Below are 26,530 nucleotides of genomic sequence, written 5' to 3'. Positions count from 1 at the left end.
GTTAGCGCTGAAAATAGCTGCTTGAGATGGATTTATTATCCGGAGTTCAGGTTATCAACACTTTTCAAGCGTATAAATTGTAAATATATGTGTATTTAATACAATAAATTAGGTTAATTGCTCTAATTCGGTAATTAACGTTAATGCTTGTTCATTAGTCGTTCCACATACATCTAAAGTGGCGCTAAAATCACTACACACTTTTGGGCGCGACTCATCACCAAATAGCTTACATAAATTACGCTCATCCAGCTGAATACAACGTTCTCCGGCCTTTTTACCATTTGGCATACCCGGTATTGGCGAGCTAATACTTGGTGCAATACAACATGCTCCACAGCCTAAACGGCACGCCATTGATTGTGTTTTCATTATAACCTCAGTAATAAATTTTAATTATATTGTTGCTGCTTTGCATACAAACAGAGCGATTTGTTCTATTTGCAACCGCATTATGCAATGACTTGTTACATCTTCAAACACACTGTAAACACTTTGTTGCGTATCATTAGTTCATCAGCACAATTTATGAAGGAATGCCCTGTGGCGACTAAAAAACAAATAATACTCCCTATCGCGGTCCTTGTTGGTGGCATCGCCCTCGCAGCGGGCTTTTCAGCAATGAAAAAACCACCAGAAGAAAAACCAGAACAAGATACTCGCCCATTGGTTGCAGCACAACCTATTCACCTTGATGCAATCACTCTCGATGTTAAATCGTACGGTATTGTGCAACCTAAAGACCGCACTGAACTCATTGCTCAGGTAAGTGGCCAAGTTATTTCTGTTGCAGGGCAATTTGTTGAAGGTGCCTTCGTAAAGCAAGGGGATATTTTAGCACGAATTGACCCAAATGATTACGAAGCTGATTTAATTGAAGCTGAGGCCGGGCTCGCCCAAGCAAGTTCAGCGCTTGAGATTGAACGTGCACAAGCGCATGTTGCTAAAGCTGAATGGGAACGAATTAAAGCAGACTCAAGCGATATTACCGCTTCTGCGCTTTATTTACGTAAGCCGCAATTAGCAGAGAAAATGGCGCGTTATCGCTCAGCACAAGCAAGTGTAAAACGTGCTAAACGTAATTTAGAACGCACTTATATTAAAGCCCCCTACGATGCAATTATAAACGCGCGTAGCATTAGTTTAGGTTCTGTTGTAAATCCAGGTAATAGCTTTGGCTCACTCAGCGCCACTTCGGTCGCTGAAGTACGTTTACCGGTTGCCGATAAAGAGCTGCAATATTTAAATAATGGCGGTATTGGTGCAACAGTGTTATTTAGTGCGCAGTTCGCGGGCAAAGAAACCACATGGCAGGCTAAAGCGGTACGCAGTGAAGGGGTGATAGATCAAAAAAGCCGTATGAGCTATTTAGTAGCACAATTACCAACCCCATATGCTAACAAAACTCAACCATTGCGTTTTGGCTCCTATGTTAACGCTAGCATAGAAGGTCGTGCAGTTAATAACGCCATTGTTGTGCCACATCATTTAGTCAAAGAAAATAAAATTGCGATATTAAATGACGATTTAACCCTGTCGTTTAAAACTCTTAACATTATACGTGAACAAAACGGCATGGTGATCGCAGACCAAGGGCTTAATGAAGGTGAACAGCTAATTACTTCTGCCCTTGAATACCCTACCGAGGGAATGGCGGTAAAAATTGAAGACGTTGTAACAACCCCAGACGTTACTCAACTTGCATTGAAACAGGAGTAACTTATGTCTACACGTGAAAAAGGCCTAATTGCATGGTTTGCGCGCAACCCTGTTGCAGCAAATCTATTGATGATATTTATACTTATTGGTGGCATTTTAACGGCGTTTACTATTCGCAAACAAATGTTTCCACAATTTGAAAGTAACTGGATCAGTGTCTCTGCGGTATACCCTGGCGCAGCCCCGCAAGAGGTTGAGGAAGGCATTACTATAAAAGTTGAGGAGAACCTTGAGGGTATAGAGGGAATAAAGCGCCTTATCACCTACTCCAATAGAGGCTCTTCACAAGCATGGATTGAAATAGAAGAGCAGTTTGATCCGCAAGAAGTACTCGATGAAATTAAAGTACAAGTGGATTCAATCAATACGTTTCCTGCGGGTATGGAGCGCCCTATTGTTCGTCGCGATAAATACGAACAAGAAGTAATGATACTTGCCCTTTACGGTGACATGAGTAACTACCAACTTAAAGAGCTCGGTAATGATATAAAAGATGAGCTTCAGGCACTGCCTAATATTAATTTAGTTAACTTTAATGGTGGCCTTAATTACGAAATTGGTATTGAAGTAAGCCCAGACAAACTGCGTGCTTATGGATTAACGTTTAGAGATATTGCCAGTGCAGTGCAAAGCTTTTCTGCCAATATGTCAGCTGGGCAAATTCGCTCTGAAAATGGCTATATTTCAATGCGCGTTGAGAAACAAGCCTACCGTGGTAGCGAGTTTGCAAAACTACCACTGATCACCCTTGCCGATGGCGCGCAAGTATATTTAGGTGACGTTGCCACTATAAATGATGGCTTTGAAGAAGGCCTGCAATACTCAAAATACAATGGTAAAAACTCATTGTCGTTTGAAGTAAACGCCTCTAAAGATCAAGATATTACCGATGTTGCTAAAGTACTTAAAACCTATATGGCTGAAAAAGAATCGCAACTGCCTGCAGGTGTTAAGCTCTCTCCTATTGTTGATTTAACTTACTACCTCGAAGGTCGCCTCGATATGATGGTCGACAATATGATTTGGGGTGGCTTACTAGTTATGTTGGTATTAGCGCTGTTTTTACCATTACGTTTAGCTTTTTGGGTAATGATGGGTTTACCTGTGTCATTTTTAGGTGCCTTTTTGTTTATGCCAATTGGCTTTTTAGATGTCACCATTAACTTAGCCTCGTTATTTGCCTTTATACTGGTGCTTGGGATAGTGGTTGATGACGCCATTGTTGTGGGCGAATCTGCTAGTGCTGAAATAGAAAAACACGGCCATACACTCGATAACGTAGTACGCGGCGTAAAGCGCGTGGCAATGCCAGCAACATTTGGCGTACTTACCACTATTGCGGCATTTTTACCGCAAACTCTTGCTACAGGTCCAGGTGCGGCTTTTTCTAAAGCCATTGGTGGGGTGATTATTTTATGTTTAATTTTCTCACTAATTGAATCAAAACTTATTTTGCCGGCACATATTGCGGCAATGAAAGACCGTAAACCAAATCCAAAAAACCCGCTTCACCGTGCACGTAAAGTAATGGATAACGCCCTAAAAAGTTTTGTTGATAACTACTACACCCCGTTTGTTGGTCGCTGCATTCATTATCGCTATACCGTAATTGTCGGTTTTATGTGTTTACTGATTGTCAGTGCGGGAATGTTTGCCGGTGGTTTAGTTAAATTTGTGCCTAATCCTAAAATACCGCACGATTTTCCACGCATTGATATAGAAATGAACTTAGCGTCTTCTGAGCAAGCAACGCTTGAGACAGCTAAAAAAGTAGAGCAGCTAATATTGAGCGTTGATAATCAGCTCAAAGAGCAATACGGTAAACCGATGATCCGCGATTTATCAGTTAGCTTACGTGGGCGAACGCAAGCAAACATTATGGCTATTTTAGTTGAACCCGACCTGCGCCCTATTGATACCTTTGCACTGAGTGCCTTATGGCGCGAGCAAATGCCTAACTTACCGGGTGTTAAAACCCTAACCATTCAAGACAGTATTATGAACGGGGGTCGAGACGATGGCGATGTAAGCTTTAAACTCGAAGGTAAAAATGCACAAGTACTTAAAGAAGTCGCTGGTAAACTTAAAATCAAGTTACAAAGTATGGAAGGCGTAGGCGATGTTAATGACTCAATGCAAAGCGCCACCGATGAAGTACAGCTAGATTTAAAACCACTTGCTTACAGCATGGGGCTAACCCTTGCCGATGTGGCGTCACAAGTAAGCTTTAGTTATTATGGTCTTGAAGCACAACGTATTCTTCGCGAAGGTGAAGAAATTAAAGTGATGATCCGCTACCCAGAAGATGAGCGTAACTCAATCAGCGATATCGACAGCGTACGTATTATCACCCCCACAGGCGCTGAAGTACCATTAAGTGAAGTTGCTAATATTTCATTAGTTGATGGGGTTAATCGTATTCGCCGTGAAAATTCAAAACGTACAGTAAACGTGTGGGCTGCAGTAAATACTGACCAAGTAGAACCCTTTGCCATTGCACAACAAATTCGTGATGAGTACTTACCTTCATTACTTAAAAACTACCCAGGGGTACAAAGTAATGTGGCTGGTCGTATTCAAGAGGAAATGGATAGCGCTGATGAGCAATTACGTGACTTTGCGCTATCGATGATCATAATTTTTGCATTATTGGCTATTCCTCTGCGCTCTTACTCGCAACCATTAATTATTATGTCGGTCATTCCATTTGGTGTGGTTGGCGCCATGTTTGGCCACATGGCACTAGGTATGACCATGAGCAGCTTATCGATGTTTGGCATTATTGCGGTAGCCGGTGTGGTGGTTAATGACTCACTCGTGATGGTAGATTTTGTAAACAAAGCGCGTGCTGAAGGTGTGGCAATAAAACAAGCGGTAATGCAAGCCGGTGCACGTCGCTTTAGAGCCATATTACTAACTTCAATCACCACCTTTATTGGGGTCATGCCGATTATTATGGAAACCAGCTTACAAGCAAAAATTGTAATACCTATGGCGGTATCGCTCGCTTTTGGTGTGCTGTTTGCCACGGTAATAACGCTTATTCTTATACCGTGTCAGTATGTTGCGCTTGAAGATGCAAAACGCCTGATCCGCAAATGGCGCGGTAAAGATGCCCTAGTCGATGGCCAACCAGCAACGACGAATCACTAAATTAAGTAAAATCCCAACCAAAAAGCTCGGTATTATTATGCCGAGCTTTTTATTTATAGTTATAAAATAGCATTCAACTATTTGCCAGTTTGTCTCCCTACTGGTAATTTAACTCTAAATTTTGCTCTTAAAGGATTAACCATGGGCACATTTCAGCTTATCTTATTTATCGTCTTTGCCGTATTGACTACTCTGGGTTACAAAAAGAACAACCGTAATTTAATGCTATTGAGTGCAATAACTATTTCTTTTGCATTTGTAGGGTTAGAATTTTTACTCGGGTTTGATGAGGGATTATCAGGGACTGACTATGAATAAAAAAGTAATACATTGGCCAAGTATATCACTCTATTTAATCGCCTTATTCACGTTTATCGGTGGCATTATTGACTCCACCTATTCGAGCTTCCTCATTGGCTTTGGCTTTAGTTTTATGGGCTTTGCAAGCATTCGCTTAATCCCAGCAAACTTTCTTACTCGTAAACTAACTAGCCCTATAGCGGAAACTCTCGTTCGTAAAAGAGATATAGCAACACAAATTATCGGATTTTTATTACTCATTACTGGGTTAGCTTTATCTATGCTGTTCAACGTTTAATTGCGTGATTAAAAAGATCCTATGATGAGCATAATAAACTGCTCGTTTTTTATGCCTTTTACGTTATGGTATTTAATAATCATAATAAATAAGGCACAACTATGAATTCCCCTCAGTCTAAACACATTCCTCAAGAAGCATTTGATTGGTATGACGAATACGCTCACGGTTTAATTGATAGACGCACATTTATGAAAAAGCTTGGTGGCTTAGCCGCATTGGGCTTTTCAATGACGGTGCTTACAGGTGCATTATTACCTAATTACGCACAAGCCGAGCAAGTCTCATTTAACGACGATGACATAAAAGCCACTTACCAAGAATTTGATTCACCTGATGGCCATGGTTCGGGCAAAGGCTATTTAGTGGTTCCAAAAAATATACAAGGCAAACTACCTGTTGTATTAGTAGTACACGAGAATCGCGGCTTAAATCCGTATGTAAAAGATGTTGCAAGGCGACTGGCTAAAGCCGGGTTTATTGCTTTTGCACCTGATGCGTTATACCCACTGGGTGACTATCCAGGCAACGACGATGAAGGTCGAGCCATGCAGCGCACGATGGATCGCGTTAAAATACAAAATGATTTTGTTGCCGCCGCGCATTTTTTGAAGGCGCATCCAAATAGTAATGGTAAATTAGGTGCCGTTGGTTTTTGTTTTGGTGGCTATATTGTTAACTATTTAGCTGCCGTAGACAGTAATTTATTGACTTCGGGCGTGCCCTTTTATGGTACATCTGCAAGTGAAAGCTTACATAAAAACATTAAAGCGCCATTAATGATTCAGTTAGCTGAGCTTGATAAACGCGTTAACGCCACATGGCCTGAATATGAGCAGAGCTTAAAATCAAACAATGTTGATTACACTATGCACATGTACGAAGGCGCAAATCATGGTTTTCATAACGATTCAACTGGCCGCTACGATGAAAAAAATGCCGAACTTGCATGGCAGCGTACATTAGCATTTTTTTATAACCACTTAAGTTAACATTACTAAGCGTGTATTTGTTACTCGTTAATTAATACACGTTTATCAACAATTCCCTCTTTTACTAGCTGATTCAATAAGTGAGCGGTTTTTTCTCTGCACACATCGCGTAGTAGTCGTACAGCGGGAGTAATCGATTGTCTGCTTGGGCAAATAAGCCACAGCTCCCCTTGGGTGTGCTGATAGTTAGGCATCACAGTAACAACGCGTTTATTTAATAAGTCATCAGCAATATCTAACGCCGATTTAACCGCTAAACCTTTACCTGCCAAACACCAACGCCTGACTAAATCGCCATCATTTGAGGCACGTCTGCCCTGCATTTTTACTTTGTATTTTTTTTGGCCATCGGTAAACTCCCATACATTATTGATAATATCTTGCAGCTGATAAAATAACCCTTGATGCTGCGCTAAATCATCAGGGTGCTCTGGCTCACCATATTTAGCTAAATAGGTAGGTGTAGCACAGAGTAGTCGCGGTACGTTGCAAATTTTAAATCCATAAACACTGCTATCACTTGGGGAGCCATAACGCAGTGCAATATCAACCGAATCACGAAAAAAATCGATATTGCTATCGCTAATGTGCGTACGCAAGCTCACACTTGGGTACCTATCCATAATTTCATCAATCCAGGGGATCACTAGGTTGCGCCCTAAATCAGATGAAGTAGCCACCCGCAATTCTCCCTCAATAGCATCATGTTCTCCTTTGAGGTTTTGCCTTGCCGTTTCAAGTACAGCCAGCGCTTGTTCGCATTGGGGTATGTACCGCTCCCCTGCACTGGATAAACGCAAATGGCGAGTTGTTCTAATAAATAATTCGCAGCCAAGGGCTGATTCTACGCGCTTAATAGCCGCACTGGCGGTTGCTGTGCGCATATCTAACTTAGCAGCAGCTAAAGTAATACTTCGACACTCTGCTACTTTTAAAATCAGTTTTAAGTCATCAATCTGCATATTATCTATTTTTATTTGATAATGATTCAATAATTATGCTGTTTATTTTAAATAAAGCAAATTGTATTATGTTGCTCATACACTCAGTGAACACTGTTTATTAGCCCTTTTTTATTATGGAGAGACTATGACTCACCCTATTATTCGCGACCTTGAAAGCCGCCATACTGCTAAACGTTACGACGCGACAAAGCGCATTTCTCAAGACGATTTAACGGTATTGTATGACGCGATGCGTCTTTCTCCTTCGTCAATTAATTCACAGCCTTGGAAATTTATTGTGATTGAATCTGAAGCCGCAAAAGAGCGTATGCACACTACCTTTGCTAATAAGTTTCAATTTAATCAGCCACACATTAAAGCGGCGTCGCACATTATTTTATTTGCTCATAATCCGCAATATACTCGTGAAGATTACGGACACGTAATTGATGCCGATATAAAGAATGGCAGAACTCAAAAAGAAAACCGCGAGCAAGCTTTTGGCGCTTTTGCGTTTGTTGATTTAAATACCGATGAGCAAGGTAATAATGCCGCGTGGACCAAAGCACAAACCTACATTGCTTTAGGCAATACTATGCATGCAGCAGCACGCTTAGGGATTGATACCACGCCGATGGAAGGCGTTGATGCACAGCTAATTGGTGAAGAGTTTGCAAGCGAATTAGACGGCTACATCTGTGATGTGGCACTTGCGCTGGGTTACCATGATGCAGAAGAAGACTACAATGCTAAGCTGCCAAAATCACGTTTAAGCAAAAAACAAGTAATTCAGGTTTTATAAGTCAAAGCTGCTCACTTTAAATTGTTAGTGAGCAGCTCACTTTATTAGGCTAGTTTTGTGACCACAGACGCACTAATAACTTTGCCTTGATCAACATCTGCGGTAACAGTGCATAATGCACCATTAACTAAGTTTAAATTAGGAGGAATGTGGCCAATATCAGCATCAATGATCACCGGAAATAAACACCCACCAAAAGCGGCATTTAAGCCTTGGCGATAATCAAACCCTGGGTCTTGCCCTTGTAAGGTCACATGACGACCAATAATCACCCCATTTATATCATCAAACATGCCCGCTAATTTAAGTGACAATAAAAACCTTGCAACGGTCGCTGGCGTGAGCTCTGCGCTTTCTAAATAAAGTACAATACCTTGCGAGGCATTGTGCTTTTTAAACTCATGCAGAGCTAAAAAAGGCGAATCAAGTAACAGCCCAACCGTATCAAGACACCCACCAAACAACCGCCCTGACATTTCAATACTGCGCTTATCGGTGTAATTTAAACATTGCCATTGTGTGGGAACGCTGTGATCAAATAATGCATTCGGGTTTTGTGCGTAATCAGGCTTGCTATGTTGATGGTTAGTCGAGGGGGCTTGCTCAAACTCACTGCTAGCCTCATAGCTTAGGCTTTCAAAAATTTGTAAACAATACGGGTCTTTTTCATCAGGGTGTAATTGAATTAAATTAGCGCTATGCAGTGTTGCCCAATTACATTTTGCTGTCAGTGCACAAGCAATCGTACTGACATCTGAATAGCCCACTAACCATTTAGGTTTAGCGTTTTTAATTGCGCTAAAATCAAGCAGAGGCAATATTTCCATTGCCAGCTCTCCGCCCGTTGGCGGCATGATCGCATCTATTTCATCATCTAATAAAAAGCCCATTAATTGCTTGGCATGCTGCTTAGCTGTAAGTTGAGTTCGCGGCTCGTTTTGACGTAAAAACTCCCCCTCAACAATCTGATAACCTCGATGTTTTAAGCCATTAATGACAATATCTAACCGTGGATGGTATTTTGATTTGATCCCCGCTGATAAAGAACACACGGCGATTTTAGATCCCACTGTTAAAGGTGCCGGATACAGTATATTTGCCATATTATTTCCTTATTGAAGAATAGGTTACTACCATAACAACATAGCCTACATTTACAAACAATGAATAATATTCAACCGATTCTAAACCAAATATAAAAACCAAGCATAAAAAAACCAGTGCTTATTACTAAGCACTGGTTTTTATAAAACGTTAAAGTGAGTTAACTAATTAAATATACTCAACCTCAATGATTTCGTACTCTACATCACCTTTTGGCGTTTTGATAATCACAGCGTCATCCGCTTGTTTACCAATTAAGCCGCGAGCAATTGGTGAATTAACAGAAATTAAATTACTTTTAATATCTGCTTCATCATCGCCAACAATCTGATATTTAACTTCAGCGTCGGTTTCAACATTAACGATGGTTACTGTAGTCCCAAAAATCACTTTACCTGTATTAGGCATCTTTGTTACGTCAATCATCTGCATGTTTGAAAGTTTTGCTTCAATTTCTTGAATACGGCCTTCACAAAAACCCTGTTGCTCACGCGCAGCGTGATACTCAGCATTTTCTTTTAAGTCACCGTGTTCACGTGCATCAGCAATATCAGATACAATTTTTGGACGGGTAACAGTTTTTAATTCGTTAAGCTCATCGCGCAATAATTTTGCGCCACGAACTGTCATTGGAATTGATTGCATACTTTTCTCACTTAATCCCAAGGCCATGGTTATGGCCTTGGCACATTTCCTTAGTTCAATCGCAGGTGTAGTTCTTGAACAGACGTCACTTTACTGCGGTCATCTGCTTGGTTAGCAGTACAGTTAGCAAATGCCGCATTCAATGTCGTAGTATAATTGGTTTTGTGCTGCAATGCACCACGACGTAACACCTTCGAATCTTCAATCGCTTGGCGACCTTCGGTGGTATTAACGATATAGCTATACTCGCCATTTTTGATTCTATCAAGAATGTGCGGACGACCTTCGTATACTTTATTTACACGGCGAACCGTAATTCCAGCATCTTCAAGTGCAGCAGCTGTCCCACCTGTTGCGTCTAGCTCAAAACCAAGGTCTGTCATAGTTTTTGCTAGTTCTACAATACGTGGCTTATCGCTATTACGTACAGATAGTAACGCGCGACCACCACGTGGTAAAGTGTTGCTTGCACCTAATTGTGCTTTTGCAAACGCTTCGGCGAAAGTATCACCAACACCCATTACTTCACCCGTTGAGCGCATTTCAGGTCCACGGATAGGATCCACACCTTGGAACTTAGCAAATGGCAATACCACTTCTTTTACGCTGTAGTAAGGTGGAATCACTTCTTTAGTAATGCCTTGGCTTGCTAAAGATTGACCCGCCATACAACGCGCCGCTACTTTTGCAAGTGCTACACCCGTTGCTTTAGATACAAATGGAACTGTACGTGCTGCACGTGGGTTTACTTCGATAAGATACACTTTGCCATCTTTAACCGCAAACTGCGTATTCATCAAACCAACTACGCCAAGTTCAAGTGCCATATCAGTTACTTGCTTACGCATCACATCTTGCACTTCTTGCGTAAGCGAGTGAGCTGGTAATGAACATGCTGAGTCACCAGAGTGAACGCCTGCTTGTTCAATATGCTCCATGATGCCGCCAATAATCACTTGCTCGCCGTCGCAAATTGCGTCAACGTCAACTTCTATCGCGTTATCTAAGAAACGGTCTAGTAATACTGGCGCTTCATTTGATGCAGATACGGCTTCGGTCATGTAACGACGCAAGTCTTGCTCATCGTATACAATTTCCATCGCACGACCACCTAATACGTACGAAGGACGTACTACCAGTGGGAAACCAATTTCAACTGATTTAAGTAGTGCTTCTTCAGTAGAGGTAACCGTCGCATTTTCTGGCTGCAGTAAATCCAAACGCTCAACAAGTTGTTGGAAACGCTCACGGTCTTCTGCACGGTCAATGGCATCAGGTGAAGTACCAATTACAGGCACACCGTTAGCTTCAAGCTCACGCGCTAGTTTAAGTGGTGTTTGACCACCGTACTGAACGATAACGCCTTTTGGCTTTTCAACACGTACAATTTCTAGTACGTCTTCAAGCGTAATTGGCTCAAAGTATAAACGGTCTGACGTATCGTAATCGGTAGAAACCGTTTCAGGGTTACAGTTAACCATGATGGTCTCGTAGCCGTCTTCGCGAAGCGCAAGGGCTGCGTGTACACAACAGTAATCAAATTCAATACCTTGGCCGATACGGTTAGGACCGCCACCAATTACCATGATTTTATCACGGTCAGATGCGTTAGCTTCACATTCTTCATCGTAAGATGAGTACATGTAAGCAGTGTCTGAGCTAAATTCTGCGGCGCACGTATCAACGCGTTTGTAAACAGGTACAATATTGAGTTGATGGCGCTTTTTACGAATTTCAGCTTCTGATACACCAGCAATTTCTGCAATACGCGGATCTGCAAACCCTTTGCGTTTAAGTTTACGCAAGAAGTCTGCATTTAAGCCGGCCATACCGACTTCTGAAATTTTAGCTTCATCTTTTAGGATGTCTTCAATTTGTACTAAGTACCAAGGGTCAATCTTAGTCAGTTCGAACACATCTTCAACGCTCATTCCATGGCGCATCGCATCGGCAATGTACCAAATACGCTCTGCACCAGGCTCACGTAATTCACGAATGATTTTTTCTTTTGCTTTCGGGTCGTCAAGCGCCACAATTGGGTTAAAGCCCGTTGCGCCTACTTCTAAACCACGTAATGCTTTTTGCAATGACTCTTGTTGGTTACGACCAATCGCCATTACTTCGCCCACTGATTTCATTTGCGTTGTTAAACGGTCGTTTGCACCGGCAAATTTTTCAAAGTTAAAGCGAGGAATTTTTGTTACCACGTAATCGATTGAAGGCTCAAACGATGCTGGTGTTTTACCGCCAGTAATATCATTCTGTAACTCGTCTAACGTGTAACCTACAGCAAGCTTAGCTGCGATTTTAGCAATCGGGAAGCCTGTTGCTTTAGATGCAAGCGCTGATGAACGTGATACACGCGGGTTCATCTCGATGATAACCATACGGCCATCAACTGGATTTACACCAAATTGTACGTTTGAACCGCCGGTTTCAACACCAATTTCACGCAATACGGCCATAGAGGCATTACGCATAATTTGGTATTCTTTGTCGGTTAATGTTTGTGCTGGTGCAACCGTGATTGAGTCACCTGTGTGCACACCCATTGGGTCAAAGTTTTCAATAGAACAAACGATGATGCAGTTGTCTTTTTTGTCACGAACAACTTCCATTTCGTATTCTTTCCAACCAATTAACGATTCATCAATTAATAACTCGCTGGTTGGTGAAAGGTCTAAACCGCGCTCACAGATTTCTTCAAACTCTTCCATGTTGTAAGCCACACCGCCACCGGTGCCGCCCATTGTGAAAGAAGGACGAATAATACACGGTAAGCCGATACGGCTCATAGTATCGCGAGCTTCATCCATTGAATGGGCAATTTCAGCACGTGGACATTCAAGGCCGATGTTACGCATAGCAACATCAAAACGCTCACGGTTTTCTGCTTTATCGATTGCATCCGCCGTTGCGCCAATAAGCTCAACACCATGCTTTGCCAATACACCGTGCTTGTCTAAATCAAGCGCACAGTTTAATGCTGTTTGGCCACCCATTGTAGGCAGGACAGCATCTGGCTTTTCTTTTTCAATGATTTTTTCTACCACTTCCCAGTGAATTGGTTCGATGTATGTTGCATCGGCCATTTCTGGGTCAGTCATGATAGTTGCAGGGTTTGAGTTAACAAGTATAACTCGATAGCCTTCTTCTCTAAGTGCTTTACACGCTTGAGCACCAGAGTAGTCAAATTCACAAGCTTGACCAATTACAATTGGGCCTGCGCCTAAGATAAGAATGCTTTTTATGTCGGTACGTTTTGGCATTATTACTCCGGTTAAATTAGTGGTTACGCGCTTGCATCAAATCGATGAAGTGGTCAAATAATGGGGCTGCATCGTGCGGACCAGGACTCGCTTCAGGGTGACCTTGGAAGCTAAATGCTGGTTTATCTGTACGGTGAATACCTTGCAATGTGTCGTCAAATAACGATTTATGCGTTGCACGTAGGTTATCTGGTAATGTGGCTTCATCTGCAGCAAAACCATGGTTTTGTGCGGTGATCATTACGACATCGCGTTCAAGATCTTTAACTGGGTGGTTACCACCATGGTGGCCAAACTTCATTTTTACTGTTTTAGCACCTGAGGCAAGCGCTAATAGTTGATGCCCTAAACAAATACCAAAAATTGGCGTATCGGTTTCTAAAAAGGTTTTAATTGCATCAATGGCATAAGTACATGGCTCAGGATCGCCAGGGCCATTTGATAAGAAAATACCATCAGGGTTTAAGGCTAGTACGTCAGCGGCAGAGGTTTGTGCGGGTACAACCGTTAGTTTACAACCACGATCTACAAGCATACGTAAAATATTACGTTTAACACCGAAGTCGTAGGCAACAACATGAAACTTTTCATCATCAGCGTGTAAGGTTTTAAACCCCTCGCCTAATGTCCAGCTTGATTCGCGCCACTCAAAATTTTCCTTGGTTGAGACAACTTTTGCTAAATCCATACCTTTTAAGCCTGGGAAGGCTTGCGCGGCTTCGAGCGCTTTTTTCTCGTCTAGTTCGTCACCAGCAACAATACAGCCATTTTGTGCGCCTTTGTCACGCAAAATACGGGTTAGTTTTCTGGTGTCGATGTCCGCAATACCTAAAATATTACGTTCTTTTAAGTAATCATCTAACGATTGCTCGTTACGAAAATTACTCGCTAGCAGTGGCAAATCACGGATCACTAGGCCTTTAGCCCAAATATGACTCGCTTCTTCGTCTTCGCTGTTGGTACCCGTATTACCGATATGTGGGTACGTCAAAGTTACGATTTGTTCCGCGTACGATGGATCAGTCAAAATTTCTTGATAACCAGTCATAGACGTATTGAATACTACTTCACCGACTGACATGCCGTCAGCGCCGATTGCAGTACCGCGAAACACTGTGCCGTCTTCTAGGACTAACAGAGCGGATTTAGTCAAGTTAAACCTCCTAACAGTAAAAAACGGGAGTAAACAAATTGCTTAACACCCCGCCAATACCCAAATAATTGGTCAAAACCTGATTTCTGTGAGCTTAAATTGTTTTACGCAGTCTTAAATGATGCCGATGTAAACCACTAAACCTTCATTCATTTTTCTTGCCTAAAACTCTTTTTATTCCCACACAAACCCCGGTTTTGCTAACCATATGAGTATAATTGGAAACACGCATTTAGTAATTTTTGGCAAATTGGCTGCATTCTACATGAAGTTGGCTTTTAGGTCTAACGCTAATTAGTAAATTGCAATAAATAAGTGGTTATAACAAAAAACCACCTCAAAGCGTTAAAAAAGGAACTTAACTACTTTAAATCTAGCACATCTTGCATATCATAAAGTCCTGCTGGTTTATTTTTCAACCACTGCGCAGCTCTTATAGCACCTAGGGCGAAGGTCATTCGAGAACTTGCTTTATGGGTTAATTCAAGTCTTTCGCCCATTGTAGCGAAGTAGGCCGTGTGTTCACCTACTATATCGCCGCCTCTTAGCACCGAATAGCCAATTTCATTTTGTGATTTGGCCTGCTCTATGTTGTTACGATCATAAACAGCAACCTCATCATGATCCCACCCTTTAGCCTGTGCAATCGACTCGCCAATAGCTAATGCTGTACCCGATGGCGCATCGATTTTATGGCGATGATGCGCTTCAAAAATTTCTATATCTAAATCATCGCCTAGTTTTGTCGCTGCCGTTTGCACTAAGTTAAGCAGTAAATTTACGCCCACGCTATAATTACGCGCAAATACAATAGGGATATGTTTAGCGGCATCTGTTAATAGCGCCATATCGTCATGAGTTAAGCCGGTGGTGCCAATTACCATAGGTGTTTTTTGCTCAACGGCTGTTTTTAAATGATTTCTCATGCCTTCAGGCAAAGTAAAGTCTATAAGCACATCTACATTTTCAACCTGCTGTTCACTGCTAAACTTAATCTCTTTTGCCGCTGCGCTATTAAGCTGATTAACTGGCAGGTCTAATAACGGTGACTGACTGCGCACATAGGCCGCCGCTAATTGTGAATTTTTATTGATTGTTGCTGCTTCTACAAGTGCCAGTCCCATACGGCCATTCGCACCAAACACACCTACTCGATTCATCTTTTTACAACCTATGTATTTTTTAGTTAGCTAGATTTTATCTAAAACTCATGTAATAGTCAGGAAAGCTTATAAAAAAGCTTCGATTATTTTAGGGTCTGTTGACCTTTGCGGATTAAAATTTGTTCAAACTAGGGGCGGTTTAATCGCGGCGCGAGGTTTGTAACCTAGTGGGCTAAGTCAAAACCGAGCAAAGCTTCCGCGTCCTGCTCACGCCCCTTACCTACATCCATGTAGGCAACAAAGAGTAAATCGCTCCTAGGCAGAACCCTTCGGGCAGCGCCTGTTTGGCATTGATGCTGCGTTATCGCCTATTTATGGGGAATAACCACACCACATAGGCTCTGCCTTGCCTAAATACCAAACAGACTGCTGCAAATTTAACCTTGAAAGATCAACAGACCCTCATAATAATAACAGATAGCCTTTGCATTTAGCCATCTATACATTTAAACTTCTTTTTTTGCGCCGATTTGGTCTTTGGCTTGCGGGCGCTGTTGGGTTACTTATCTGGTTAGATAGTAAAACAAACAACTAAATTCAGCTAAAAGAGGGATGCTTTGGCTGTTTAATATATCAATCGACTTCGATTGCTATGAATAATTAACGAGGATTATGATGCAGCCATCATTTGATAAAAATAAAGCAAGATTTTCTTTGCTTCCCCTACTCACCTTTGTTGCTATTTTTTTAGGCTCAGGCTTATATTTACAATCTCAAGGGGTTGATTACGCGTTTTATCAACTCCCAGCACCAGTCGCTATTTTACCCGCGATTGTTTTAGCCTTTATTTTAAATAAAACCAGCATCAACCAAAGCGTAGAAACCTTTATAAAGGGCGTAGGTAATAACAATATTATCACCATGTGTCTTATTTACTTACTAGCGGGTGCTTTTTCGGCGGTTGCTGGTGCTACCGGCGGTGTGGATGCGGTTGTTAATGCCGGACTTTCACTTATTCCTCCTTCGTTACTACTACCTGGTTTGTTTTTAATAGCGGCGGTTATTTCTACTGCTATGGGCACATCAATGGGAACGATTGGTGCTATTGGCCCAATTGCCTATGCAGTATCTATTAAAACAGGAATTGATCCTGCTTTAATGGCCGGTACCATTGTATCTGGTGCTATGTTTGGTGATAACTTATCAATAATTTCTGACACCACGATTGCTGCTACGCGTACGCAAGGCTGTGAAATGAGAGATAAGTTTAAAGAAAACCTTAAAATTGCTGTTCCGGCCGCCATACTCACTATTGCATTGCTATTATTTTTAACGCCTGCAGCACAAGTAGTTGATACCAAAGACTACGATATTTTATTAGTACTTCCGTATGCCTTTATTTTAGTCCTGGCGGTAATGGGCTTTAATGTGTTTGTCGTGCTGTTAAGCGGTATTGTGTTTGCCGCATTAATGGGCTTTACCGGCAGCTATGAAGGTGCAAGCTTTGTAAAAGATATTTACAAAGGCTTTAGTGAAATGCAGGAAATATTTTTACTGTCTATGTTTATTGGTGGCCTCTCTGAGTTTATTCGTATTAATGGCGGCCTCGACTACATCGCTCAAAAAATTCAAGCTATTACTAAAGTCATTGCCAAATGGCACCGTAAAGTAGCCGATCAGTTAGGGATCGCAGCATTAGTTGTCACCAGTAATATGTGTATTGCCAATAATACCGTGTCTATTATTGTGACAGGTCCTATTGCTAAAAAACTGGCTGATGATGGCGAAATTAGTGGTAAACGTTCTGCCAGTTTATTAGATATTTTTGCCTGTGTAACCCAAGGGTCTTTGCCTTATGGCGCACAAGCATTATTACTCGGTGCTACATTTAAAATTAGCCCGTGGGATGTTTCAACCTCATCTTACTACTGCTTTATTTTAGCCTTTACTGCTATTGCTGTTATTTGTTTGCGCCGCAATAAAGCATAATCTCCTTTTTTACAGTGTATTAGCTGCGTGCTAATGCACTGTTTATCACAATAAAGAATTAACAAATTAACCGTGTTTGCTATAATGTAATATTAAGCGTGTCACATAAAATATGGTTATGAAAATTAAAAACTTACTTCCTCTCGTTGCACTAAGTGCGTGTGCCTTAAGTTCAACAGCTACCGCTGCTAATTGGAGCAATACGGCGCTTCATATTAACAATGGCAGTCATAAAAACCCATTTACTGAACAAAAATCTAATACCACGGTGTACTCAATTGAGCATGCTTCTGGGCATGATTATGGCGATAACTTTTTCTTTATTGATTACAGTACCGACAGCAACGATGATGGCTTTCAAGATCAAGACTTTTATTTTGAAGGTTACTCTACACTTAGTTTATCTGCGGTAATGGACGAAAAAGTAGCGTCAGGGGCGCTTGTTGATGTTGGCCTAACCATGGGAATTAATGCTGCAGGCGATGCCAAAGTGGTTAAATATTTACCAGGCGTAAAATTAAGCTGGGATGTGCCTGGTTTTAATTTCTTTTCAACCCTTATCAGTGCATACATTGATGATAGCGAAGGCGTTGCAAAAGGCGGTGCACCCATTGAAACTAACAGCTGGATGTTTGATGTAGCCTTTGATTACCCGTTCATGATTGGCTCGCAAAAGTTTAACGTAAAAGGCCATGCAGAGTACATTGCTGAACGCAAAGATGAGTTTGGTAACGATGTGCGTGCTTGGTTTTTAGCCCAACCTATTATTGTATGGGATATGGGACATGCGCTAGAAATGAAAGAAAATACCTTACTGTTAGGTATGGAATGGCAATACTGGCACAATAAATTTGGTACTGATGTTAGTGAATCAGTACCGCAAATTCATTTAGAATGGACGTTCTAGGTTCTAGGTTCTAGGTTCTAGGTTCTAGGTTCTAGTAACATGATAATTGAAAAGCCTGTCAGTTTAAATCTACAGGCTTTTTTAATTGTCTAACGACTATTTAAATCACAACCTACACTGCGGATTTTTACCTTGTGCTTTAGCTGTTTTTTGCTCGCTAAGCGCTTTACTCATTTGCGATTGTAAATTTGCAATACGGCTCGTTGGTGCCGGGTGAGTTGATAAAAACTCTGGCGTAGCTCCACTGCCCGCTTGGCTCATATTTTGCCAAAGCGTTACAGACTCTTTAGGGTTAAACCCTGCTTGCGCCATAAGATCTAAACCAATTGTATCTGCCTCTGACTCATGTGAGCGACTAAAGGGTAAAACCACACCATATTGAGCGCCTAAACCAAGGCCTTGCATAATTTCATTACGGTATTGCACGTTACCCATTTCAAGCGCCGCATTGCCCAGCTGCATACCCGTTTGTAAAATAGAACTTTGTGAGACCCGTTCATTTGAATGCTCAGCAATCACGTGTCCAACTTCATGGCCCAAAACAGTGGCAACCTGATCTTGATTTGTGGCTATTTTTAAGAGCCCCGTATGTACACCAATATAACCGCCAGGCAATGCAAAGGCGTTTGCAGATTCATCTTCAAATACCACCACTTCCCAATTTTGAGATGCATATTCTGTAGGAAGCACGGCCACTACTTTTTCAGCAATGCAATTGACGTAACTGTTTACTTTTGGGTCTTTATTTATCGGCTGCGTTTTTTTTATCTCTGCAAAACTGGCAGTGCCCATTTGAGTCATTTGCTGATCTGAGTAAAACGCAATTTGCGTGCGCCCAGTTGGTGATGTTTTACAACCTGCCAATACTGCACTGGCTAGAACTATCAAAACCAATTTTTTCATTGTGTTACCCTAAAAAAGTTTGTTACTAAGTATAGAATACCAAACGCGGTGTTAGTTTAAAATCTTTGCTTTTTGCAATTAAACAATTAAGTTAGCAGGCAAACTAAGTTTATCCAAGGCTATTGCCCTGCTATAATGCTGGGCCTATATTCGTTGTTTTGAGTTTTTAAATGAGTGCTTCGGCTTCTTCTTTTAATACCCGTATTTTATTGCCTTTATTAGCCAGTATTGTCGCGATCACGCCTTTAGCCATTGATATGTATTTACCGGCGATGCTGGTGATTGCCAATGATCTCAATACCAGCATGCCAAATGTTCAAATATCGTTGAGTATATACTTAGCGGGTTATGCATTGGGCATGTTATTTTTTGGCCCCATAGCCGATCAAATTGGCAGGCGTAAACTGGCACGGATAGGTCTCAGTTTATTTGGCTTAAGTTCACTGGCGTTAGCATTTACCACTGAAGTGCATACTTTTTGGCTGTTAAGAGCTGTACAGGCATTTACAGGCGCGGCCGCTACGGTTGTCGTCCCTGGGATCATTAGGCATATATATCAAAAAAATACTGCTAAAGGTATGTCTTACGTGTCTATGATTATGATGATAGCGCCGTTACTTGCCCCCTCTATCGGCTCGGTTATTTTAGGTTTTTCGGTATGGTCGACTATTTTTATTGTTTTAGCGACCTATAGCTTTGTTATTTTACTTTTTGTGCAACGTTACTTAATCGATATCCCGATATTTAAAAATGAGCGAAAAGGATTAGCATTATTCTTCTCAAGTTATAAAGTGGTATTAAGTAATACGCACGCCCGCGCCGATATTTTAAGCTCGATGTTTGTGTCGTTTGGCTTTTTTTGCTTTTTAACGTCCGTCCCTTATATTTACCTCGACCTATTTAAAGTATCAGAACAATTGTTTGGCCTGTTATTCGCTTTTAATGTAATGGCGTTGATGTTTGGTAATTTTTTAAATACTCGCGTAGTGCCACGTATTGGCTCACGCAAAATGCTTTATTATGGCTTAATGTGTGGCTTTATCTCTGGCGCAGCATTACTTAGCTTTAGCGTATTAAACTTGTCACTTTACTTTATTGTTGCGGCTATTGCTCCGTTGATGATGAGCCTAGGTATAATAGCAAGTAACGCAGATTCATTGATTTTGATGAAATTTGAGCAAAATACAGGGACTGCAACGGCGGTTATTGGCACCTTACGTTTTGGTAGTGGCGCATTAGTAGGCCCTATATTAGCGGTAATGCATGCACAAAGTGCAGTTCCATTTTCAAGTTTAATGTTCAGCGCAGTTGTACTCACTATCCTAGTGCAGTTAGTTCATTATTTTAAAGACAAAAAAAATGCCTCATAATGAGGCATTTTTTAATTGTATACTTAATTAAGCATCAGCTGCTTTTGATACCATAACCATTGCAGGACGTAATAAACGACCGTTTAATGTGTAACCTTTTTGCATTACTGCTAACACAGTATTAGGCGTCACATCATTACTTGGCTGAATCGACATTGCTTGATGAAAATCTGGGTTAAACTGCTCACCTTGTGGGTTTACAATTTCAACGCCAAATTTAGCCACTGCATCGTTAAAGCTTTTTACTGTCATATCAATACCTTCTAACAAAGGCTTAAGCGTTTCATTTTCTTTATCAGAGAACTCAATAGCACGCTCTAAGTTATCTATAACAGGGAGTAATTCATTAGCAAACTTTTCAAGTGCAAATTTGTGTGCTTTCTCAACATCTTGTGCAGCACGACGACGCATATTGTCAACGTCAGCAGCAGCGCGAACGACGCTATCTTTCTGATCTGCAATGGTTTGTTTTGCCGCTTCTAACTCAGCATATAACATTGCAATTTCTGCTTCAGGGCTTTGCTCTTGCTCGGCGTGTTGTTCTGCTGCTTCTACTGCAGCCTCAACGTCGGCTTCCATTTGCGCCACTTCTTCGTTCAATTCTACTTCTTGCTCTGGGTTTTGTGTCTGCTCAGACATAAAATATACGCTCCAATTCTTTACAACTGCGGTAATTATGGGGATTGAATAAAAAGATTCAAGAGCTCGATGGCTCTAATAATTTAAATTCTTGGATTATTTTCTCTAATTGCGCTGATTTCGGACAAATAACACAAAAACGACTTTGATATTCCTGATTTTGAAAGTACGGCACAGTGATCACAATGAGATCATCACAGGTGCTAAAAGGTAAGTTTTCAGCACTGAGAATAGAGACCCCGTTTTTAAATGCGAGCTTATCTTCCACAAAATTTAAAAATGAAACACCAATATTAAGACTTTGCTCACAATCTATTTTTTTATAAAGGTAGTTTTCGCCCACCACAATACTGTTATCTGAACCTAATTTTTGGCTTAGTTCACGCGTCCATTGAGTTAAAGAGTCATGACAATTACGCGGTGCCGTATTTGCCATTGCCTGCATTCTGTATAGCCCTTCAATGAGCGTTTGCTGGCTAAATACAGTGTTAAGCCAAGTGGCAAACTCGTAGCGTTGGCCGTCACTAGGATCATCAGGCTTGTTAATGCAAATATTATGGCTTTGCCCTACTCTGTCTAAAAGTAAGATAAGCCAGTTATTAGCGTCAAAGTCGAGTACTTCTACTCTAAATACCTGTTGAGTTCTAACTTGAGGTAGCCCCACACAACAGCATACTTGGTAACGTTGACTCAAGCCATGTGCCAATTCAACTAACTCAGCCTGCTCAGGCTGCCAATAATTAGCAATATCATTGAGCGTAAAAAACTCATCAAACCAATAGTCAAACCCATCATTGGTTGGCACTCGGCCAGCCGATGTATGTGGTGAATACAACAAGCCTATTTTTTCAAGGCGCGCCATCGCGTTACGCACAGTGGCAGAGCATACCGCCATACCTTTTTGCTTTGCAATTTTTGTTGACGGCACAGGTAAGCCATCGCCATTACAGTACATACTCATAACAGCGGCAAATATTTGCTGATCTCGTGGGTTTAGTTTCATGTTATCTACATCTTTACGCATAGCTGTTATATCGGGGCTAAGTATTATTATTTCAAGTATAAAAAATACAATAAATCTAAATTTTACAGTGAATTAATTAAATCCGCTGGTTATTATTAAGATCTGTGTTTTCAAACACTTCTGTTTTAGGTTACTCTACAAATATTAGAACTCTCAGTGTATTTATTATGGACTCTCCCTTTAACACTATCGGCTTGATTGGTAAGCCAAATCATCCTAATGCTGCCGCTACTTTACAACGATTACATACGTTTTTATTAGCTTTAGGCTTTGAGGTGATTGTTGAAAAACGTACAGGGAGTCAACTTAGTGATGTACCGAGCGACAAACTCGTAAAGCTCGTTGATTTAGGCGAGCGTGCCGACTTGGCGATTGTGGTTGGAGGCGATGGCAATATGCTGGGTGCTGCACGGGTGCTTGCTCGCTTTGATATAGCCGTAATTGGTGTAAATAGAGGTAATTTAGGCTTTTTAACCGATTTAAATCCAGAAGGGTTTGAGGGTAGCTTAGAACAGGTACTCAGCGGCGATTACATTGAAGAAAAACGTTTTTTATTAGAAGTTGAAGTGTATCGTCATAACGAACTTAAAAGCGCTAATTCTGCAGTAAACGAAGCAGTGCTTCATGCTGATAAAGTAGCACATATGATTGAGTTTGAAGCCTTTATAAACGATGACTTTGTATTTTCTCAACGCTCCGACGGTTTGATTGTGTCGACTCCAACAGGCTCAACGGCATACTCTTTATCGGGCGGTGGGCCTATTTTAACACCAGAGCTTAATGCAATGTCACTGGTTCCGATGTTTCCACATACTTTATCAAGTCGCCCTTTAGTGGTAGATGCCGATAACGAAGTACGTTTAAAGCTTAGTTTAGAAAATACCGATAGCTTACAGGTAAGTTGCGACAGCCATGTTGTACTTGCCGTATTACCCGGTGATGAGGTCGTTATTCGCAAAGCAGATAGAAAATTACGCTTAATCCACCCAAAAAATTATTCTTATTATAATGTGCTACGTAAAAAGCTAAATTGGGGTAGCCGGTTATACTAATTTTATTGCCAAATATGCAACTTTAGCGCAAAATATTGGACTAGAAGTTTTAAATATCATCAGGAAAAAGTAGTAATGAGTTATGTAGTATTTCTTGCTTTATTATTATTAATTACTTTACTTGGCAGTTACTTGCTAATTGAGAGTAATCGAAAAAAAACCATTGAAGCAAAGAAAAAGCTGTTTAACGAGCGCGTAGCAAGTACTCAATCACGTTTAAAAATAAAACTAAACGAGTTACTTGATGCAAAAGTCATTAGTGCTAAACACCTTCCTCGAATTCAAGCCGTTGTCAGTAATTTTTTTGTGGTACAGCCACACACTGATGAAAATTTAAACAGGCTAGAGTCGCTATGCGATTTACTTATTAATATACTTAACGAAGAACTAATAAAAACCTATAAAAATAATAACAGCCAAGCTTTTTCCGATACCACTCAATATTTTATAGCAGAGTTACCAGCTCAAGGTATTTTATATAATAAAAACTTTTATCAAGAAGTCCTTCCTACGCTAATTTTAAAGTTAAAAACTGAAGACATAGCGCAACCAGTTGATAGTATTGACCTTAACGATGAAAACCTCCCTATTGATGAAGAAAAAAAAACATTAATTGAGTCCAGCCTTGCTTAAAATATAGAAATTTAATTTGCAAAAAACCAAAACACTGTATAAATTAACAGTTAATTCACTGGATGGATGAACAGTATGTTAATTGGTTTAGAAATTAAAAATTTTGCAATCGTAAGTAATTTAAGCACAGAATGGCATTCGGGTATGACCGCTATCACCGGTGAAACGGGAGCAGGTAAATCAATCGCCATTGATGCATTATCATTGTGTCTTGGAGAGCGAGCAGAAGCGTCTGCTGTGCGCCCAGGTACTGATAAAGCAGAGGTAAGTGCACAATTTGATTTAAGCAATTTACCACTCGCTCATGCTTTTTTAAAAGAGAACATGCTTAATAACGACGACAACGAATGTTTACTTCGTCGAGTTGTTTGTAAAAATGGTCGCAGTAAAAGCTACATTAATGGCAGCCCAGTTACCGCTGCACAACTAAAAGAGCTAGGCCAATATTTAATTTCTATTCATGGTCAACATGCGCACCAGCACCTATTAAAGGCAGAGCATCAGCTACAATTACTCGATGCATATGCAGGCCATCATAATCTTGTTAATGCTGTAAGCCAGCGTTATAAACAATTTGCTGACTTACAAAAAGAATTTAAACAGCTAGAACAACAGCAGCAGCAACAAGCCGCACAAAAGCAACTATTGGAGTATCAAGTCGCAGAGCTTGATGAATTTGCATTGCAGGCAGATGAATTTGAGCAAATAGAAGCCGAACATTATAAACTCAGCAATAGCCAAACTATATTGCAAGTCTGCCAGCGCGAGTTGCAGCATTTATATGAAAATGATGAACAAAATGCGTGTTCCATTTTACAGCACAGCGCCCAACAATTTACTGAACTTGCACAGTATGATGAAAGCTTAGCCAGTGTGGCAACATTATTATCAGAAGCCGCTGTTCAAGTTGAAGAAGCAAGCCGAGAAGTACGTAATTACACTGAACAAGCCGACTTGGATCCTCAGCGATTAACTGAAGTAGAAAACAGACTCAGTGGTGCAATGGACTTAGCCAGAAAACACCATATAAAACCCCAAGAGCTCGTTGGATTTCATCAAACTATTGCACAAGAGCTTGAGTCGATAAGTAATAACAGCTCACGCCTCGAACAGCTTGAAGGTGAAATTGCAGCAGCTCTTGAAGATTATCAAACGGCTAGTGAGGAATTAAGTGCTAGCCGTCATCAATACGCTAATACACTTAATGGCTTGATCAGCGAAAGCATGGCTAATTTATCTATGGAAAATGGCGTTTTTGAAATAGCCCTTACAGCACATACCGATCGCTCTCCAAACAGCTTAGGTTTTGATAATGTATCGTTTTTAGTATCAACAAACCCAGGGCAACCATTACAACCTTTAGCAAAAGTAGCCTCAGGAGGGGAGCTATCACGAATTAGTTTAGCTATTCAGGTTATTATTGCGCAAAAAGTCACGACCCCTACGCTTATATTTGATGAAGTGGATGTTGGTATTTCTGGCCCAACAGCTGCTGCTGTTGGTAAACTACTGCGCCAACTAGGTAAGTCTACGCAAGTAATTTGTGTGACCCATTTACCGCAAGTGGCCAGTAGCGCTCATCAGCAGTTTTTTGTTGCCAAAGAAATTGCAGACGGTGAAACATTTACGCATATGCTGGCATTGAATAAAGATGGTCGAGTAAATGAGATTGCTCGATTACTGGGTGGTGATAACATTAGCAAAACAGCTAAAGCAAATGCAAAAGAGCTTATAAAAGCGCACGGATAAAGTGAATCGCTTTATAGTGCGTTGCCTTGATACGGTGAGGATACATTAATGCAAACGACGGTCATTTATTTTGGCTTAGCAATTAACTGGCTGCTACTGATAATCAGTATACTTTTAGCCGTGTTTAGTAAATTTAAACACACACAATTTAAACAAGGCTTATATCGTTTTTTAAATATGGCACTCATAATCCAAGTTGTTATTGCCATTGCGTTAGTTTTTAGCAGTACCTCAATAAATGGGTTAATAACATTGAGCTGGTTAGTGATTGCCTTACAACTGGTTTGTAATTTTATTTGTTATAAAAGCGTGAAGCGCCGACAAGCCAGAGTAAAACCAAACCTTGACCACTTTTCGATGGATTGAAAGATTAATAAAGCAAAGCAAGTAGTGCATTAATTCGACTCGTTTAATTAATGACTATTTTGTTGGGTTAGCATAATTAATCTCAAATCTAAGTTTGTTGATTCTTTATACAAAGAATCAACAAACTATTGCAATATTAGAATCTACTATTTAATTTATTTTAATTTTAGCGCTTTCCTGAGAGCGCCACATCATCCTTCAGACCTACTTTTTTAATCTTTACAATTTACTTTCAATTTGTTTGATTTGACATCAACTATTTTTATAGTGTTAAAAATAGTTGATGTGTTCTTGTTAGCATTAAAATCAAGGCATTTTTATACAAAAATAACTTATATTTAATTTAGAAACATTAATTCAGTATTGATATAAGTGTTTTTTTAGTCATTATTTAGCAAATATCAGGGATGAACAAT

23 protein-coding genes are annotated in these 26,530 nt (G+C 40.6%); 13 read left to right on the top strand and 10 right to left on the bottom strand.

Annotated elements, in window-relative coordinates; all coding sequences use genetic code 11:
- Nucleotides 1–108: 108 nt before the first annotated feature.
- Entirely contained in the window at nucleotides 109–372 is a 264-nt protein-coding gene (locus QMA00_RS15320; protein ID WP_041708812.1) for a YkgJ family cysteine cluster protein, read from the bottom strand.
- Nucleotides 373–543: 171 nt separating this feature from the next.
- Between QMA00_RS15320 and QMA00_RS15315 the strand changes: the two genes are divergently transcribed.
- The 5 genes from QMA00_RS15315 to QMA00_RS15295 all read left to right on the top strand — a co-directional run bounded on the left by QMA00_RS15315 (nucleotide 544) and on the right by QMA00_RS15295 (nucleotide 6,462).
- Nucleotides 544–1,719 (top strand): efflux RND transporter periplasmic adaptor subunit, encoded by a 1,176-nt coding sequence (locus tag QMA00_RS15315; RefSeq protein WP_076922481.1) that lies wholly within the window; start codon nucleotides 544–546, stop codon nucleotides 1,717–1,719.
- Nucleotides 1,720–1,722: 3 nt separating this feature from the next.
- The gene (locus QMA00_RS15310) at nucleotides 1,723–4,872 is read left to right on the top strand and encodes an efflux RND transporter permease subunit (protein WP_076922480.1); all 3,150 of its coding nucleotides are present in this window, start codon (nucleotides 1,723–1,725) and stop codon (nucleotides 4,870–4,872) included.
- A gap of 141 nt (nucleotides 4,873–5,013) precedes the next feature.
- Complete coding sequence (locus QMA00_RS15305; RefSeq protein WP_175610051.1) at nucleotides 5,014–5,190, top strand: hypothetical protein; 177 nt, start codon at nucleotides 5,014–5,016, stop codon at nucleotides 5,188–5,190.
- On the top strand, nucleotides 5,183–5,470 hold the full coding sequence (locus QMA00_RS15300; protein WP_076922479.1) for a hypothetical protein: 288 nt from the start codon (nucleotides 5,183–5,185) through the stop codon (nucleotides 5,468–5,470). Before QMA00_RS15305 ends, QMA00_RS15300 begins: the two co-directional genes overlap by 8 nt.
- A gap of 101 nt (nucleotides 5,471–5,571) precedes the next feature.
- Nucleotides 5,572–6,462 carry a dienelactone hydrolase family protein gene (locus tag QMA00_RS15295; protein WP_076922478.1) on the top strand — a complete coding sequence of 297 codons (891 nt, stop codon included), beginning with the start codon at nucleotides 5,572–5,574 and terminating at the stop codon, nucleotides 6,460–6,462.
- 20 nt (nucleotides 6,463–6,482) lie between these two features.
- Here the strand turns inward: QMA00_RS15295 and QMA00_RS15290 are convergent, their stop codons facing one another.
- A complete protein-coding gene (locus tag QMA00_RS15290) occupies nucleotides 6,483–7,424 on the bottom strand; it encodes a LysR family transcriptional regulator (protein WP_076922477.1) in 942 nt (313 codons plus the stop codon).
- Nucleotides 7,425–7,551: 127 nt separating this feature from the next.
- On the opposite strand from QMA00_RS15290, the gene QMA00_RS15285 reads away from it, so the two are divergent.
- Complete coding sequence (locus tag QMA00_RS15285) at nucleotides 7,552–8,208, top strand: nitroreductase family protein (RefSeq protein WP_076922476.1); 657 nt, start codon at nucleotides 7,552–7,554, stop codon at nucleotides 8,206–8,208.
- 44 nt (nucleotides 8,209–8,252) lie between these two features.
- Here the strand turns inward: QMA00_RS15285 and QMA00_RS15280 are convergent, their stop codons facing one another.
- The 5 genes from QMA00_RS15280 to dapB form a co-directional block, all read right to left on the bottom strand.
- On the bottom strand, nucleotides 8,253–9,311 hold the full coding sequence (locus tag QMA00_RS15280; protein WP_076922475.1) for a S66 peptidase family protein: 1,059 nt from the start codon (nucleotides 9,309–9,311) through the stop codon (nucleotides 8,253–8,255).
- Nucleotides 9,312–9,480: 169 nt separating this feature from the next.
- Nucleotides 9,481–9,957 carry a transcription elongation factor GreA gene (greA, locus tag QMA00_RS15275; RefSeq protein WP_010388635.1) on the bottom strand — a complete coding sequence of 159 codons (477 nt, stop codon included), beginning with the start codon at nucleotides 9,955–9,957 and terminating at the stop codon, nucleotides 9,481–9,483.
- Between the two features lie 50 nt (nucleotides 9,958–10,007).
- The gene (gene carB / locus QMA00_RS15270) at nucleotides 10,008–13,226 is read right to left on the bottom strand and encodes a carbamoyl-phosphate synthase large subunit (protein WP_076922474.1); all 3,219 of its coding nucleotides are present in this window, start codon (nucleotides 13,224–13,226) and stop codon (nucleotides 10,008–10,010) included.
- 16 nt (nucleotides 13,227–13,242) lie between these two features.
- Nucleotides 13,243–14,379 carry a glutamine-hydrolyzing carbamoyl-phosphate synthase small subunit gene (gene carA, locus QMA00_RS15265; protein WP_076922473.1) on the bottom strand — a complete coding sequence of 379 codons (1,137 nt, stop codon included), beginning with the start codon at nucleotides 14,377–14,379 and terminating at the stop codon, nucleotides 13,243–13,245.
- Nucleotides 14,380–14,741: 362 nt separating this feature from the next.
- Nucleotides 14,742–15,539, bottom strand: a complete 798-nt coding sequence (dapB, locus tag QMA00_RS15260; RefSeq protein ID WP_008463955.1) for a 4-hydroxy-tetrahydrodipicolinate reductase — start codon at nucleotides 15,537–15,539, stop codon at nucleotides 14,742–14,744.
- A 618-nt stretch (nucleotides 15,540–16,157) separates the two neighbouring features.
- On the opposite strand from dapB, the gene QMA00_RS15255 reads away from it, so the two are divergent.
- Both QMA00_RS15255 and QMA00_RS15250 read left to right on the top strand, forming a co-directional pair.
- Nucleotides 16,158–17,471: a Na+/H+ antiporter NhaC family protein gene (locus QMA00_RS15255; RefSeq protein WP_076922472.1), complete on the top strand. Its 1,314-nt coding sequence runs from the start codon at nucleotides 16,158–16,160 to the stop codon at nucleotides 17,469–17,471.
- Nucleotides 17,472–17,589: 118 nt separating this feature from the next.
- On the top strand, nucleotides 17,590–18,378 hold the full coding sequence (locus QMA00_RS15250) for a nucleoside-binding protein (RefSeq protein WP_076922497.1): 789 nt from the start codon (nucleotides 17,590–17,592) through the stop codon (nucleotides 18,376–18,378).
- 105 nt (nucleotides 18,379–18,483) lie between these two features.
- Here QMA00_RS15250 and QMA00_RS15245 read toward each other — a convergent pair whose 3' ends face one another.
- Nucleotides 18,484–19,281 (bottom strand): M48 family metallopeptidase, encoded by a 798-nt coding sequence (locus QMA00_RS15245; RefSeq protein ID WP_076922471.1) that lies wholly within the window; start codon nucleotides 19,279–19,281, stop codon nucleotides 18,484–18,486.
- A 170-nt stretch (nucleotides 19,282–19,451) separates the two neighbouring features.
- Between QMA00_RS15245 and QMA00_RS15240 the strand changes: the two genes are divergently transcribed.
- Entirely contained in the window at nucleotides 19,452–20,651 is a 1,200-nt protein-coding gene (locus QMA00_RS15240) for a Bcr/CflA family efflux MFS transporter (protein ID WP_013465163.1), read from the top strand.
- Between the two features lie 27 nt (nucleotides 20,652–20,678).
- Here the strand turns inward: QMA00_RS15240 and grpE are convergent, their stop codons facing one another.
- The gene (grpE, locus tag QMA00_RS15235) at nucleotides 20,679–21,290 is read right to left on the bottom strand and encodes a nucleotide exchange factor GrpE (protein WP_013465165.1); all 612 of its coding nucleotides are present in this window, start codon (nucleotides 21,288–21,290) and stop codon (nucleotides 20,679–20,681) included.
- Between the two features lie 58 nt (nucleotides 21,291–21,348).
- On the bottom strand, nucleotides 21,349–22,314 hold the full coding sequence (locus QMA00_RS15230; RefSeq protein ID WP_076922470.1) for an HrcA family transcriptional regulator: 966 nt from the start codon (nucleotides 22,312–22,314) through the stop codon (nucleotides 21,349–21,351).
- A gap of 167 nt (nucleotides 22,315–22,481) precedes the next feature.
- Here QMA00_RS15230 and nadK point away from each other — a divergent pair, with 167 nt between their 5' ends.
- From nadK to QMA00_RS15210, 4 genes are all read left to right on the top strand, one after another.
- On the top strand, nucleotides 22,482–23,366 hold the full coding sequence (gene nadK / locus QMA00_RS15225; protein ID WP_076922469.1) for an NAD(+) kinase: 885 nt from the start codon (nucleotides 22,482–22,484) through the stop codon (nucleotides 23,364–23,366).
- Between the two features lie 75 nt (nucleotides 23,367–23,441).
- Complete coding sequence (locus tag QMA00_RS15220; RefSeq protein WP_290157872.1) at nucleotides 23,442–23,999, top strand: hypothetical protein; 558 nt, start codon at nucleotides 23,442–23,444, stop codon at nucleotides 23,997–23,999.
- A gap of 75 nt (nucleotides 24,000–24,074) precedes the next feature.
- Nucleotides 24,075–25,748: a DNA repair protein RecN gene (gene recN, locus QMA00_RS15215; protein WP_290157871.1), complete on the top strand. Its 1,674-nt coding sequence runs from the start codon at nucleotides 24,075–24,077 to the stop codon at nucleotides 25,746–25,748.
- Nucleotides 25,749–25,796: 48 nt separating this feature from the next.
- A complete protein-coding gene (locus QMA00_RS15210) occupies nucleotides 25,797–26,114 on the top strand; it encodes a hypothetical protein (RefSeq protein ID WP_290157869.1) in 318 nt (105 codons plus the stop codon).
- The last annotated feature ends 416 nt before the right edge of the window (nucleotides 26,115–26,530 follow it).

It is taken from the genome of Pseudoalteromonas sp. APC 3694 (assembly GCF_030407565.1).
GTDB classification, from domain to species: domain Bacteria; phylum Pseudomonadota; class Gammaproteobacteria; order Enterobacterales; family Alteromonadaceae; genus Pseudoalteromonas; species Pseudoalteromonas tetraodonis.
This window is presented reverse-complemented; position numbering and strand designations above follow the sequence as displayed.

Coding starts and splice junctions, on each gene's coding strand:
- greA (WP_010388635.1), bottom strand. CDS start 9,957: ATGCAATCAATTCCAATGACAGTTCGTGGCGCAAAATTATTGCGCGAT.
- QMA00_RS15230 (WP_076922470.1), bottom strand. CDS start 22,314: ATGCGTAAAGATGTAGATAACATGAAACTAAACCCACGAGATCAGCAA.
- QMA00_RS15300 (WP_076922479.1), top strand. CDS start 5,183: ATGAATAAAAAAGTAATACATTGGCCAAGTATATCACTCTATTTAATC.
- QMA00_RS15240 (WP_013465163.1), top strand. CDS start 19,452: ATGAGTGCTTCGGCTTCTTCTTTTAATACCCGTATTTTATTGCCTTTA.
- QMA00_RS15320 (WP_041708812.1), bottom strand. CDS start 372: ATGAAAACACAATCAATGGCGTGCCGTTTAGGCTGTGGAGCATGTTGT.
- QMA00_RS15310 (WP_076922480.1), top strand. CDS start 1,723: ATGTCTACACGTGAAAAAGGCCTAATTGCATGGTTTGCGCGCAACCCT.
- QMA00_RS15210 (WP_290157869.1), top strand. CDS start 25,797: ATGCAAACGACGGTCATTTATTTTGGCTTAGCAATTAACTGGCTGCTA.
- grpE (WP_013465165.1), bottom strand. CDS start 21,290: ATGTCTGAGCAGACACAAAACCCAGAGCAAGAAGTAGAATTGAACGAA.
- QMA00_RS15285 (WP_076922476.1), top strand. CDS start 7,552: ATGACTCACCCTATTATTCGCGACCTTGAAAGCCGCCATACTGCTAAA.
- QMA00_RS15280 (WP_076922475.1), bottom strand. CDS start 9,311: ATGGCAAATATACTGTATCCGGCACCTTTAACAGTGGGATCTAAAATC.
- carB (WP_076922474.1), bottom strand. CDS start 13,226: ATGCCAAAACGTACCGACATAAAAAGCATTCTTATCTTAGGCGCAGGC.
- QMA00_RS15250 (WP_076922497.1), top strand. CDS start 17,590: ATGAAAATTAAAAACTTACTTCCTCTCGTTGCACTAAGTGCGTGTGCC.
- QMA00_RS15295 (WP_076922478.1), top strand. CDS start 5,572: ATGAATTCCCCTCAGTCTAAACACATTCCTCAAGAAGCATTTGATTGG.
- QMA00_RS15255 (WP_076922472.1), top strand. CDS start 16,158: ATGCAGCCATCATTTGATAAAAATAAAGCAAGATTTTCTTTGCTTCCC.
- QMA00_RS15245 (WP_076922471.1), bottom strand. CDS start 19,281: ATGAAAAAATTGGTTTTGATAGTTCTAGCCAGTGCAGTATTGGCAGGT.
- dapB (WP_008463955.1), bottom strand. CDS start 15,539: ATGAATCGAGTAGGTGTGTTTGGTGCGAATGGCCGTATGGGACTGGCA.
- QMA00_RS15305 (WP_175610051.1), top strand. CDS start 5,014: ATGGGCACATTTCAGCTTATCTTATTTATCGTCTTTGCCGTATTGACT.
- QMA00_RS15220 (WP_290157872.1), top strand. CDS start 23,442: ATGAGTTATGTAGTATTTCTTGCTTTATTATTATTAATTACTTTACTT.
- recN (WP_290157871.1), top strand. CDS start 24,075: ATGTTAATTGGTTTAGAAATTAAAAATTTTGCAATCGTAAGTAATTTA.
- QMA00_RS15290 (WP_076922477.1), bottom strand. CDS start 7,424: ATGCAGATTGATGACTTAAAACTGATTTTAAAAGTAGCAGAGTGTCGA.
- nadK (WP_076922469.1), top strand. CDS start 22,482: ATGGACTCTCCCTTTAACACTATCGGCTTGATTGGTAAGCCAAATCAT.